At 63.2% G+C, this 12,651-nt stretch carries 10 protein-coding genes; 7 read left to right on the plus strand and 3 right to left on the minus strand.

Features of this window, described 5'->3' with window-relative positions:
* Positions 1 to 62: 62 nt before the first annotated feature.
* From xdhB to uraH, 3 genes are read right to left on the minus strand one after another with little or no spacing between them, the layout of a single operon-like run.
* Complete coding sequence (gene xdhB, locus AC0ZT5_RS13475) at positions 63 to 2,414, minus strand: xanthine dehydrogenase molybdopterin binding subunit (RefSeq protein WP_488496879.1); 2,352 nt, start codon at positions 2,412 to 2,414, stop codon at positions 63 to 65.
* A complete protein-coding gene (gene xdhA, locus AC0ZT5_RS13480) occupies positions 2,414 to 3,895 on the minus strand; it encodes a xanthine dehydrogenase small subunit (protein WP_488496827.1) in 1,482 nt (493 codons plus the stop codon). The genes xdhB and xdhA overlap by 1 nt, the downstream gene beginning before the upstream one ends.
* A 3-nt stretch (positions 3,896 to 3,898) precedes the next feature.
* A complete protein-coding gene (gene uraH, locus AC0ZT5_RS13485) occupies positions 3,899 to 4,273 on the minus strand; it encodes a hydroxyisourate hydrolase (protein WP_488496828.1) in 375 nt (124 codons plus the stop codon).
* 204 nt (positions 4,274 to 4,477) lie between these two features.
* Here uraH and puuE point away from each other — a divergent pair, with 204 nt between their 5' ends.
* The 7 genes from puuE (at position 4,478) to AC0ZT5_RS13520 (ending at position 12,647) form a co-directional block, all read left to right on the plus strand.
* The gene (gene puuE / locus AC0ZT5_RS13490) at positions 4,478 to 5,896 is read left to right on the plus strand and encodes an allantoinase PuuE (RefSeq protein ID WP_488496829.1); all 1,419 of its coding nucleotides are present in this window, start codon (positions 4,478 to 4,480) and stop codon (positions 5,894 to 5,896) included.
* A 9-nt stretch (positions 5,897 to 5,905) separates the two neighbouring features.
* Positions 5,906 to 6,769, plus strand: coding sequence for a bifunctional allantoicase/(S)-ureidoglycine aminohydrolase (locus AC0ZT5_RS13495; RefSeq protein ID WP_488496830.1), 864 nt, complete (start codon positions 5,906 to 5,908; stop codon positions 6,767 to 6,769).
* Positions 6,766 to 7,269, plus strand: coding sequence for an ureidoglycolate lyase (locus tag AC0ZT5_RS13500; protein WP_488496831.1), 504 nt, complete (start codon positions 6,766 to 6,768; stop codon positions 7,267 to 7,269). The genes AC0ZT5_RS13495 and AC0ZT5_RS13500 overlap by 4 nt, the downstream gene beginning before the upstream one ends.
* The gene (locus AC0ZT5_RS13505; RefSeq protein WP_488496832.1) at positions 7,269 to 7,862 is read left to right on the plus strand and encodes a nucleoside deaminase; all 594 of its coding nucleotides are present in this window, start codon (positions 7,269 to 7,271) and stop codon (positions 7,860 to 7,862) included. The genes AC0ZT5_RS13500 and AC0ZT5_RS13505 overlap by 1 nt, the downstream gene beginning before the upstream one ends.
* Positions 7,863 to 7,944: 82 nt before the next feature.
* Positions 7,945 to 9,930: a CocE/NonD family hydrolase gene (locus AC0ZT5_RS13510; RefSeq protein WP_488496833.1), complete on the plus strand. Its 1,986-nt coding sequence runs from the start codon at positions 7,945 to 7,947 to the stop codon at positions 9,928 to 9,930.
* A 154-nt stretch (positions 9,931 to 10,084) separates the two neighbouring features.
* Positions 10,085 to 11,671 carry an ABC transporter substrate-binding protein gene (locus AC0ZT5_RS13515; protein ID WP_477302420.1) on the plus strand — a complete coding sequence of 529 codons (1,587 nt, stop codon included), beginning with the start codon at positions 10,085 to 10,087 and terminating at the stop codon, positions 11,669 to 11,671.
* A gap of 16 nt (positions 11,672 to 11,687) precedes the next feature.
* A complete protein-coding gene (locus AC0ZT5_RS13520; RefSeq protein WP_184873155.1) occupies positions 11,688 to 12,647 on the plus strand; it encodes an ABC transporter permease in 960 nt (319 codons plus the stop codon).
* Positions 12,648 to 12,651 lie beyond the last annotated feature (4 nt).

Here is a 12,651-nt window from a genome sequence, read left to right on the forward strand (position 1 = left end):
TTTTCGCTTTCCCGAATGGCAAATGTAGGCTTTTCCGGCCTGAATTGCACGTTTTGCCGGATTCAGGCGCCGGCCTTGACCTCGTTCTTCAGCCGCTCGATCGCCATCAGCACCCGTTCCGGCGTTGCTGGCGCATCGAGACGCGGGCAGATCCTGTGGTCGGCGACACTGGCCACCGCGTCCGACAGCGCGTGCAGCACCGACATGCCGAGCGGGAACGGCGGTTCACCGACCGCCTTGGAGCGGTGGATCGTCGGCTCGCTGGCTTCCGGCCAGTCGGCCAAGGTGACGTTGAAGATCTTCGGTCGGTCCGACGCCAGCGGGATCTTGTAGGTTGATGGCGCGTGCGTGCGAAGCCGGCCCTTGCCGTCCCACCACAGTTCCTCGGTCGTCAGCCAGCCCATGCCCTGGATGAAGCCGCCCTCGATCTGGCCGATATCGATGGCGCGGTTCAGCGAGCGGCCCGTGTCATGCAATATGTCGGTGCGCTCGACCATGTACTCGCCGGTCAGCGTGTCGACCGAAACTTCCGAGCAGGAGGCGCCATAAGCGAAGTAGTAGAAGGGGCGGCCCTGGCCCTTGTCACGGTTCCAGTGGATCTTTGGCGTTTTGTAGAAGCCCGCCGCCGAAAGCTGGATACGGGCCATATAGGCCTGTTTGACGAGGTCGGCGAAGGCGATCTCCTGGTTGCCGATGCGCACCCGGTTGGGCAGGAACAGCACCTGGTCGCGCGGCACCTGATATTTTTCGGCGGCGAAATCGGTCAACCGCTCCTTGATCTGGCGAGCGCCATTATGCGCCGCCATGCCGTTGAGATCGGAACCGGATGACGCTGCGGTGGCCGAGGTGTTCGGCACCTTGCCGGTCGTCGTCGCGGTGATCTTCACCTGATCAAGATCGATCTGGAACTCTTCCGCCACCACCTGCGCCACCTTGACGTAGAGGCCCTGCCCCATCTCCGTGCCGCCGTGGTTCAGATGCACCGAGCCATCGGTGTAGACATGCACCAGCGCGCCGGCCTGGTTGTAGTGCGTGGCCGTGAACGAGATGCCGAACTTGACCGGCGTCAGCGCCAGGCCACGCTTGATGAAACGGCTGTTGGCATTGAAGGCCGATATCTCACGCCGCCGCCGCGCATAGCTGGCGCTTTGCTCAAGCTCAGCGACGATGGGCTGGATGATGTTGTCCTCGACCGTCTGGTGGTAGGGCGTGATATTGCGGTCGCTTGTGCCGTAAAAATTCTTCTTGCGGATTTCGAGCGGATCCTTGCCGACGGCAAAGGCAACCTCGTCGATGACGCGCTCGGCGCCGACCATGCCTTGTGGACCGCCGAAACCGCGGAAGGCGGTGTTCGACACGGTGTTGGTGTAGAGCGGTGCCGACTGGGCATGCACCGCCGGCCAGAAATAGGTGTTGTCGCAGTGGAACAGCGCGCGATCGGTCACCGGACCCGACAGGTCCGAGGAGAAGCCGCAGCGCGCCGCGAACATGAAATCGACGCCGAGAATGTTGCCCTCGTCATCGAAGCCGACTTCGTAGTCGACGAGGAAGTCATGACGCTTGCCGGTGGCGATCATGTCGTCGTCGCGGTCGGGCCGGATTTTCACGGCGCGATGGTGCTTTTTCGCGGCGATGGCGGCCAATGCCGCAAACTGGTTGCCTTGCGTTTCCTTGCCGCCGAAACCGCCGCCCATGCGGCGGATTTCCACCGTGATGGCGTTGCTCGGCACGCCGAGCGCATGGCTGACCATGTGCTGGACTTCGCTCGGATGCTGGGTCGAGGAATAGATGGTGACGTCCTCGTCCTCGCCGGGCACGACCATGGCGATATGGCCCTCGAGATAGAAATGCTCCTGACCGCCGACGCGCATCTGGCCTTTGAGCCGGCGGGGCGCGGCCTTGATCGCTGCCGCGGCGTCGCCGCGCTTCAGGGTCAGTGGCGGCGTGACCAACTTGTCCTTACGGGGATCAAGTTCGCCGATGTCGGTGACGAAAGGCAATTCCTTGTATTCGACCTTGGCCAGCCTGGTGGCGCGGCGTGCCTGCTCGCGCGTCTCGGCAATGACGCAGAAGATCGGCTGGCCGTAGAACTGCACCTTGCCGTCAGCCAGCACCGGCTCATCATGGCGCCCCGTCGGCGAAATGTCGTTTTCGCCAGGCACATCTTTGGCCGTCAGCACGTCGACGACCCCAGGGGCGGTGCGCACCGCCGACAGGTCCATACTGGTGATGGTGGCATGGGTGGCAGCCGACAGCCCAAGGCAGCCATGCAGCGTGCCGGCCGGTTCCGGCATGTCGTCGATGTAGACGGCGGTGCCGCTGACATGCTTGTGGCCAGAATCATGCCGCTGGTCGGTGGCGACGCCACCGGTGATCTTTTCAGCCCTGATATTGGGGGTGGCGTGCTTGTTCATCATGCCGCCTCATGCCTTGAAACCCGGATCGGCTCCCTGGTGCCGCTGGTCTCGGCGAAGAAGCGCAGCAAAAGGTTGCGCGCCGCCAGGGCGCGATACTCGGCCGAGGCTCGCATGTCGGTCAGCGGGGTGAAATCGTCGGCATACTTCGCCATCGCAGTCACAACCGTCTGTTCGGTCCATGGCTTGCCGAGCAGCGCTTTTTCAACAGCCGACGCCCGCTTCGGTATCGCCGCCATGCCGCCATAGGCGATGCGCACATCGGCGACCGTGCCATCCTTGGCCAGGTTCAGGAAGAAGGCGCCAAGGGCAGCCGTGATGTCCTCATCGCGGCGCTTGGTGATCTTGTGGACAGCGAATTTCGTGCCTTTGGCGGGGATGGGAACGTGCACCGCCTCGACGAACTCGCCAGGCTGCCGGTCCTGCTTGCCATAGGCGACAAAGAAGGCTTCCAGCGGGATCGTCCGCCGTTTCTTGCCCTTGCGCAGCGTCAGACGCGCGCCGAGCGCGATCAAGGGCGGTGGCGTATCGCCGATCGGCGAACCGTTGGCGATGTTGCCGCCGATGGTGCCCATGTTGCGCACCTGATCGCCACCGATGCGATCGAACAGCGGCCCCATCGCCGGGATGCGTTTGGCGAGCGTCGAGAACGCGTCGGTGTAGGTGACGCCGGCGCCGATGGTGATGACGCCCTTGTCTTCGGCGATGGTGCAAAGCCCGTCGAGATCACCGATGAAGATCGCCGGCGAAATATCGCGCATGTGCTTGGTCACCCACAGGCCGACATCGGTCGAGCCGGCAACGATGGTGGCGCCGGGTTCCTTGTCAAGCACGGCGGCGAAATCGTCGACGTTGGCCGGCACGACGAGCCGCTCCTTGCCGGCGCCGATCTCGATCCGCGCGCCGTCATGCATGGCCTGGAGCCTTGCCGTGATTGCCTTGCGCTCGACCGCCAGCGGGTCCTTCGCCGCCTTGCCGTAGCTGGAGATGGCGCGGGCCGCGCGCACGATCGCCTCGTAGCCGGTGCAGCGGCAGAGATTGCCTTGCAGTGCCTTTTCGATAGCTTCATTCGACGGGTCTGATGATTTCATCCACAGGGCATAGAGCGACATGACGAAGCCCGGCGTGCAGAAGCCGCACTGCGAGCCGTGGAAATCGACCATCGCCTGCTGCACCGGGTGCAACTGGCCGGGAAGACCGCGCAAATGCTCGACGGTCACAACATGGGTGCCGTCCAGCGAGCCAAGGAAGCGGATGCAGGCGTTGACGCTTTCATAGACGAGACCGCCTGCCGAGAGCTTTCCGACCAGCACGGTGCAGGCGCCGCAATCGCCCTCGGCGCAGCCTTCCTTGGTGCCGCGCAGCGAACGGTCGAGCCGCAGCCAGTCGAGCAGGGTCGCGTCTGGCGCCACCGACGAAAGCGCGACGTCCCTGCCATTGAGAATGAAGCGTATCTCGTTGCGGATACGGACCTTGGCCATGCCTCAGCTCCCCCTGTAGGTCGAATAGCCATAGGGCGAGACAAGCAGCGGCACATGATAGTGCACCGGTTCGGCCATGCCGAAACGGATCGGTATCACGTCGAGAAAGGCCGGTTTGGGCAAGTTCGTCCCCTGCTGGCGCAAATAGTCGCCTGCGGCAAAGATCAGTTCGTATTCGCCGGTGCGGAACTCTGCGCCGACAAGCAGCGGTGCGTCGCAACGGCCATCATCATTGGTGACAACGGTCTTCAGATGTGTGCGCGCATCGCCCTCGAGGTGATAGAGCGCGATCGACAATCCCGCCGCCGGCATGCCGGTCGCCGTGTCGAGGACATGGGTCGTCAGACGCCCGCCATCGGCTTTCGACGTTTCTGCCACTGGCCGCCTCCCATTTCCTGTACGAGCGAACTGGCCCGGTACAGTCGAACATTGCTGATGAATTGTGCGCCAATTAAAGGCGATGCATAAGTCCCGGTCGAGCGGAGTGCGACAAAAACACTTTCAAAAATTTTCGGGGGAATGCGAGAGCAGCCCTTTCGATATCCTGAGCATTACATCGGGCAATGCCCGGCGGGAGGGACGATGCGTTACATCAGAGACATGCGCGGCTATGGAGCCAATCCGCCGGATCCGAAATGGCCTGGTGGTGCGCATGTCGCCGTTCAGTTCGTGGTCAACTACGAAGAGGGCGGCGAGAACTGCGTGCTGCATGGCGACAAGGCGTCGGAAGCCTTCCTGTCGGAGATCGTCGGCGCCGCACCTTGGGTGGGCCAGCGCCACTGGAACATGGAATCAATCTACGAATACGGCGCCCGCGCCGGTTTCTGGCGGCTGCTCAGGCTGTTCACCGAGGCCGAAGTGCCGGTGACCTGCTACGGCGTCGCCACCGCGCTCGCCCGCTCGCCCGACCAGGTCGCGGCGATGCAGGAAGCCGACTGGGAGATCGCCTCGCACGGCCTGAGATGGATCGACTATCGCGACCACAGCCCCGAGGACGAGCGCCGCGACATCGAAGCGGCGATCCGTCTGCACTACGAGGTGACCGGCCAGCGCCCGACCGGCTGGTACACGGGGCGCACATCGGTCAATACGGTCCGGCTGGTGGCTGAAGAAGGCGGCTTCGCCTATGTATCGGACACCTATGACGACGAACTGCCCTACTGGTTCGAGCATGGGGGCGGCACGCAGCTCATCATCCCCTACACGCTCGACGCCAACGACATGCGCTTCGCGACGCCACAAGGCTTCAATTCAGGCGACCAGTTCTTTGCCTATCTGAAGGACAGTTTCGACACGCTCTATGCCGAGGGCAAGGCCGGCCGGCCGCGCATGATGAACATCGGTCTGCATTGCCGCCTCGTCGGGCGCCCGGGCCGGGTGGCGGCGCTGAAGCGATTCGTCGACTATGTGAAGTCGCACGACAAGGTCTGGCTGGCACGGCGCATCGATATCGCCCACCACTGGCAAGAGAACCATCCCTATCGACCCGCGGCACTCAGGCCATCGAAGATGGAATTCGAGGCGTTCGTCCACACATTCGGCGGCGTCTTCGAGCATTCGCCATGGATTGCCGAACGCGCCTACGAGTTGGAGCTGGGCCCGGCGCATGACTCATCCGGCGGCCTGCACAACGCGCTCTGCCGCGTCTTCCGTTCCGCCAGCGAGACAGAGCGGCTTTCAGTGCTCAACGCCCATCCCGACCTTGCCGGCAAACTGGCCAAGGCCAAACGGCTGACGGCGGAATCGACCCGCGAACAGGCCTCGGCCGGCCTCGACGCTCTGACCGACAAGGAACGCGAACTGTTTTCCAAGCTCAATGCCGCCTACGTCACCACCTTCGGCTTTCCTTTCATCATCGCGGTGAAGGGCAAGACCAAGGAGGAGATCCTGGCGGAATTCGAGGCGCGCATCGGCAACAGCCGCGGCCTTGAATTTGAGACCGCCTGCAAACAGGTGGAGCGCATCGCGCTGCTCCGCCTCAAGGACATGCTTCCGCAATAGGTTTAACCCATGGATACGATCAGGATGCCCGACCGAACCTATTACGCGCCGCATGGCGGCCACCCCGGCCAGAGTGAGCTGCTGACCGGCCGCGCCGTCTTCACTGAAGCCTATGCCGTCATCCCCAGGGGGGTGATGCAGGACATCGTCACCAGCGCCTTGCCGTTCTGGGACAAGACCCGCGTCTGGATATTGTCGCGGCCGCTGTCCGGCTTTGCCGAGACGTTCTCGCAATACATTGTCGAGGTCGCACCCGGTGGCGGCAGCGAGCGTCCGGAGCCCGATGCCGGAGCCGAAGGGGCCCTGTTCGTGGTCGAAGGCGAGTTGACCGTTCTGCTTGCCGGCAAGAAGCATGTGCTGCGACCGGGCGGCTTCGCCTTCCTGCCGCCGGCCAGCGGCTGGACGGTTCGCAACACTGGCAAGGCCGACGTCCGCTTCCACTGGATCCGCAAGGCTTACGAGGCGGTCGACGGTCTAGAGGCGCCGGAAGCCTTCTTCACCAACGAACAGGACATCGCGCCAACGCCGATGCCCGGCACTGAAGGCCGCTGGGCGACGACCCGTTTCGTCGATCCGGCCGATTTGCGCCACGACATGCACATGACCATCGTCACATTGGAGCCCGGCGCGGTCATTCCCTTCGCCGAGACGCATGTCATGGAGCACGGGCTCTATGTGCTGGAAGGCAAAGCGGTCTACCGCCTCAACCGGGACTGGGTCGAGGTCGAGGCCGGCGACTACATGTGGCTGCGCGCCTTCTGCCCGCAGGCCTGCTATGCCGGCGGCCCGGGCAAATTCCGCTATCTTCTCTACAAGGACGTCAACCGCCATGCCAAGCTCGGCGGCGCCGGCATTGCAAGGCGGGCGCCGTGACCCGCATCGTCGCGCGGCCGCTGACCCGCGAGAACTTTGCCGCCTTCGGCGACGTCATCGACATGGGCGGCGACAACCACTATCCGATCAATGGCGGCAGGGCCGAGCGCTACCACGATCTTGCCACGGCGCAAGCGACAGGGCCGAACGCCCGCGTGCTGATCTCGATGGTGCGCGGCACGCCCTACGAATTGCCGCTGAAGCTGACCATGGTCGAGCGCCATCCCTTCGGCACCCAGGCTTTCATTCCGCTGTCGCCCCGGCCGTTCCTGGTCGTCGTCTGCCACGACGGCGATGGGGGACCGGGTGAACCGCAGGCCTTCATCACCGCGCCCGGACAAGGCATCAACTATTCCCGCAACCTGTGGCACGGCGTGCTGACGCCGCTCGGCGAGGCGCAGGATTTCCTGATCGTCGACCGGGGCGGCGACGGTTCCAACCTGGAAGAATTCCATTTTTCGCACGCCTACGAGATCCATCTCCCCGACGAGAGCCTGTAATGACCGACATTTCCCTGATCGACCGCCTGCTCGATGTGATCGAGCAAGACATCGTGCCAATGACGGCCGACGGCGTCGCCCACGGCAACAAGCTGTTCGGCGCGGCGATCCTGCGCAAGCACGACCGTTCGCTGGTGCTGGCCGAGACCAACAACGAGATGGAAAACCCCCTCTGGCATGGCGAGGTGCACTGCCTGAAGCGCTTCTACGAAATGCCGAAGGCCGAGCGCGTTGATACGAAAGACGCCATCTTCATCGCCACGCATGAACCCTGCTCGCTCTGCCTGTCGGCGATCACCTGGACCGGCTTCGACAATTTCTACTATCTGTTCAGCCATGAGGATTCGCGCGACAGCTTCGCCATCCCGCATGATCTGAAGATCCTGAAGGAGGTCTTCACCCTCGACCCCGGCGGCTACAATGCCGAGAATGCCTATTGGAAGAGCTTTTCGATCCGCAGGCTGGTGCGAGCGCTGCCCGAGGCCGACCGCCACCGCCTGGAGACGCGAATCGGCAAGATCTCGGCCCGCTATGACGACCTGTCCGGCGCCTACCAGGCGAGCAAGGGCGACAACGACATTCCGCTGAATTGACGCGGATTGACCAGCCGAATTCGTTGACTGGCCCACGACGCGATGCCAGGGGCTCCATCATCTGGCGATCCTGGAGTCCCGCATGAAAATCGTCACCGAGTTCCCCCGCAAAATCGTCGAATTTCCAGTAATGGAGATTGTCATGCCGGACGGCTGCCGGCTGTCGGCGAGGGTGTGGATGCCGGAAGACGCCGGCGACGACCCGGTACCGGCGATCCTCGAGCACCTGCCGTACCGCAAGCGGGACGGCACCATCTTTCGCGATCAGCTGACGCATCCCTATTTCGCCGGCCACGGCTACGCCTCGATCCGCGTCGACATGCGCGGCAACGGCGATTCCGAAGGGCTGATGGACGACGAATATTCCGAACAGGAATTGCAGGACGCCTGCGACGTCATCGCCTGGGCGGCTTCGCAGCCCTGGTGTAACGGCAATGTCGGCATGATGGGCATCTCCTGGGGCGGCTTCAACTGCCTGCAGGTGGCGGCCAAGCAGCCGCCGGCGCTGAAGGCTGTTATCAGCCTGTGCTCGACCTCCGACCGCTATGCCGACGACATCCACTACAAGGGCGGTTGCCTGCTGATCGAGAATTTCGGCTGGGCGTCGACCATGCTGTCCTATTCGTCGCGGCCGCCGGACCCGCTCTTCACCGGCGACAAAAGGTGGCGCGACCTTTGGCTGACCCGGCTGGAGAACCAGCCTTTTCTCGCGCCACTGTGGCTGAAGCACCAGCACCGCGACGCCTATTGGAAGCGCGGCTCAATCTGCGAGGATTATTCGGCCATCCAGGCCGCGGTGCTGTCGATCGGCGGCTGGCACGACGGCTACCGCAACACCGTCTCGCATCTGGCCACCAACATCGAAGCGCCGGTGAAGGGCATCATCGGACCGTGGATCCACAAATACCCGCATTACGCGGCACCCGCACCGCGCATCGGTTTCCTGCAGGAGGCCCTGCGCTGGTGGGACCGTTGGCTGAAGGATATCGACACCAGTATCGAGGCCGATCCAGCCTATCGTGCCTATGTCATGGACAGTGTCCGCCCCGCGCGCTGGCATCCCAAGCGGCCCGGTCGCTGGGTGGCTGAGCAGGAATGGCCGTCGCCTGCCATCAAGACGCAATCGATCGAGCTTGTCGCCGACGGTAGCAAGCCTGCCATCGTTGCCTCGCCGCAGAGCTGCGGCCTTGCCGGCGGCGAGTATTTTCCGTTCACCTTCGGCCCCGAACTGCCCGGCGACCAGCGCCCCGACGACGCTTTGTCGGTGTGTTTCGACCAGCCGGAACTCACTGAGGCGATCGACATCGTCGGCGCGCCCGAAGTCGAGGTGCGGCTGTCCTCCGACCGCCCGCAGGCCAACATCGCGATCCGGCTGTGCGACGTGCACCCTGACGGTGCCTCGGAACTGATTTCCTACGGCGTGCTCAATCTGACGCATCGCAATTCGCACGAATTCCCCGAGGCGCTGGTACCGGGCGAAATCGTGTCCGCGCGCGTGGTGCTCGATCAATGCGGCTATCGCGTGCCGGCAGGCCACCATCTGCGCATCGCCGTGTCGAATGCCTATTGGCCGATGATCTGGCCGTCGCCGGAGCCGGTCCGGCTCGCCTTGTCGGCCGCCGTGCTGGCATTGCCGCTGCGGCCGCTGGCGACCGGGAACGAAGTGACGTTTGCCGAGCCGGAAAGCGCCACTCCCTGGGCGACCGAGACGATCCGCGCCGCCAATTCCGAGCGTCATGTCGATCGCGACGAGAAGACCGGAATTGTGACGCTTTCCATAACGGATGATTTTGGCAAGGTGCGCGATCTTGCCCATGGCCTGGCCAATGGCAGCATCGCCCGCGAGACCTGGACGATCCATCCGGACGATCCCCTGGCGGCTTCAGGAAAAACGCACTGGACGCAGACCCTGTCGCGAAATGGATGGTCGGTGCGCACCGAAACATTCGCCGAAATGAGATCGGACGCGCAAAACTTCATCGTCAGCGCCAGAATCGAGGCCTATGAGGGCGAAACTCTCGTTTTCGAGCGTAACTTCGAGGAGAGGGTGCCGCGCGTCCTCCTGTGACCACGGAGTTGGTTGGTCCAAATGCGACGTACGATTTACGCCACGGCATGTCGCATTCGGTCTTGCTTACCGCTTTCCCTTGCGGTCATTATTCTCCTCACAAGAAACAAGAAAAACGACCGCAGAGTCGAACCAACAGAGTGAGGAACTCAACATGTCGAACGAACTGGAATTCCTTAGCCGGCGAGTCGCTTCCGGCAAATTGAGCCGTCGCGATTTTCTCGGTCGGGCGGCAGCGCTCGGGGTCACCGCGACCTTCGCCAACTCGCTGCTTTCAGGTGCGGCGCGGGCAGCCGGCCCAATCAAGGGCGGCACGCTGAAGGCCGGCCTCGTCGGCGGCGAATCCACCAACAGCCTCGATCCGGCGCTGATGATGACGCAGGTGCCGTTCGCCTTCGGCAAGTGCTGGGGCGAAATGATCGTCGAGCTTTCGCCGGAAGGCAAGCTTGAGAACCGCATCGCCGAGGAGATCGGCTCCTCGGACGACGCCAAGGTGTGGACGTTGAAGATCCGCGACGGCGTCGAATTCCACAATGGCAAGACGGTGACCGCGGCAGACGTCGCCGCGACGCTCGAGCGCCATTCGGACGAAAAGTCGAAATCCGGCGCGCTCGGCTACATGAAGGGTATCGAGACCATCAAGGCGAGCGGCAAGGAAGTTGTGCTGACGCTGAAAGAGGCCAACGCCGACCTGCCCTATCTGCTCAGCGACTATCACCTGATCGTCCAGCCGAACGGCGGCAAGGACAAGCCGGATGCCGGCATCTCGGCCGGCCCGTACGTCGTCAAGACCAACGAGCCAGGCGTGCGCCATGGCGGCGAGCGCTTCGCCAATTACTGGCAGGGCGACAAGATGGGCCATGCCGACCAGATCGAAGTCATCGTCATCAACGATGCGACCGCGCGCACGGCGGCCCTGCAGGGCGGCCAGGTAAACATGATCAACCGCGTCGAGCCGAAGATCGTCGACCTGATCAAGCGCCTGCCGGGCGTCACAATCCGCAACCACGCGGGTCCTGGCCACTACGTGTTCATCATGCATTGCAACACGGCACCGTTCGATAACAACGATCTGCGCATGGCACTCAAGCTGGCCATCGACCGCGAGGAAATGCTCGACAAGATCCTGCGCGGCTACGGCTCGCTCGGCAACGACTTCCCGATCAATTCGTCCTATCCGCTGTTCACCGAGATCGAGCAGCGCAAGTACGATCCCGACAAGGCCAAGTTCCACTACAAGAAGTCGGGTCACGACGGCACCGTGCTGCTGAGGACCTCGGATGTCGCCTTCCCGGGCGCTGTCGATGCCTCGCAGCTGTTCCAGCAGAGCGCGGCCAAGGCCGGCATCAAGATCGAGCTCAAGCGCGAGCCCGGCGACGGCTACTGGAACGAGGTCTGGAACAAGCAGCCCTTCTGTGCCTCCTACTGGGGCGGCCGCTCGACGCAGGACCAGATGTACTCGACCGCCTATCTGTCGACCGCCGACTGGAACGACACGCGCTTCAAGCGTCCGGACTTCGACAAGATGGTGCTGGCGGCGCGCGCCGAACTCGACGAGACCAAGCGCAAGCAGATGTATCATGACATGGCTGTCCTGGTGCGCGACGAAGGCGGCCTGATCCTGCCGATGTTCAACCAGTTCATCGATGCGACAGGCGCCAAGGTCGATGGCTGGGTCGATGATCCGCATCAGGAATTGATGAACGGCTACGCCCTGGCGAAGTGCTGGCTCCAGGCCTGAGCCCGGCTTTGCGGATATGTCTTCACCCATCCTGAAGCTAATTGCCCAGCGCGTTGCGCTGGGCATCGTCCTGTTGTTGGCCGTTTCGGTCCTGATCTTCGCCGGCACTCAGATCCTGCCCGGCGACGTCGCGCAAGCCATTCTCGGGCAATCGGCAACACCGGAGTCGCTCGCCAATTTGCGCGAGCAACTCGGCCTCAACGATCCGGCCTATATCAGGTATTTCCGCTGGCTCGGCGGCGTGCTCACCGGCGATCTCGGCACAGCCATGTCGAGCGGCCAGGATATCGCGACGTCGATCAAGGACCGGCTGTGGAACACGCTGTTCCTCGCCTTCTGGGCGGCGATCGTCGCCGTACCACTGGCGATCATCCTTGGCCTGATCGCCGTGCGCTACCGCAACGGCTGGGTCGACAAGCTGATCTCCGGACTGGCGCTGGCCTCGACCTCGTTTCCCGAATTCTTCATCGGCTATGTTCTGGTCTATTTCTTCGCCGTGAAGTGGCAGATCTTCCCCGGTATTTCGACCGTCTATGACGGCATGCCGTTCGGCGAACGCATGCAGGCGATCGCCTTGCCGGCGACGGCGCTGACGCTGGTGGTGCTGGCCCATATGATGCGCATGACGCGCGCGGCGATCCTCAACGTCATGCAGTCGGCCTATGTCGAGACGGCGGAACTGAAAGGCCTGTCGGCGTTCAACGTCATCCGCAGGCACGCCTTCCCCAACGCGATCGCGCCGATCATCAACGTCGTGATGCTCAACCTCGCCTATCTCATCGTCGGCGTCGTCGTCGTCGAGGTGATCTTCGTCTACCCGGGCATGGGGCAATATCTTGTCGACCACGTCACCAAGCGCGACGTGCCGGTGGTGCAGGCGGTCGGCCTGATCTTCGCCGCCGTCTACATCAGCCTGAACATCATTGCGGACATAGGGGCTATCGTCGCCAATCCGCGTCTCAGACATCCGAAATAGGGGG

The sequence above is a fragment of the Mesorhizobium sp. CNPSo 4670 genome (assembly GCF_057784235.1).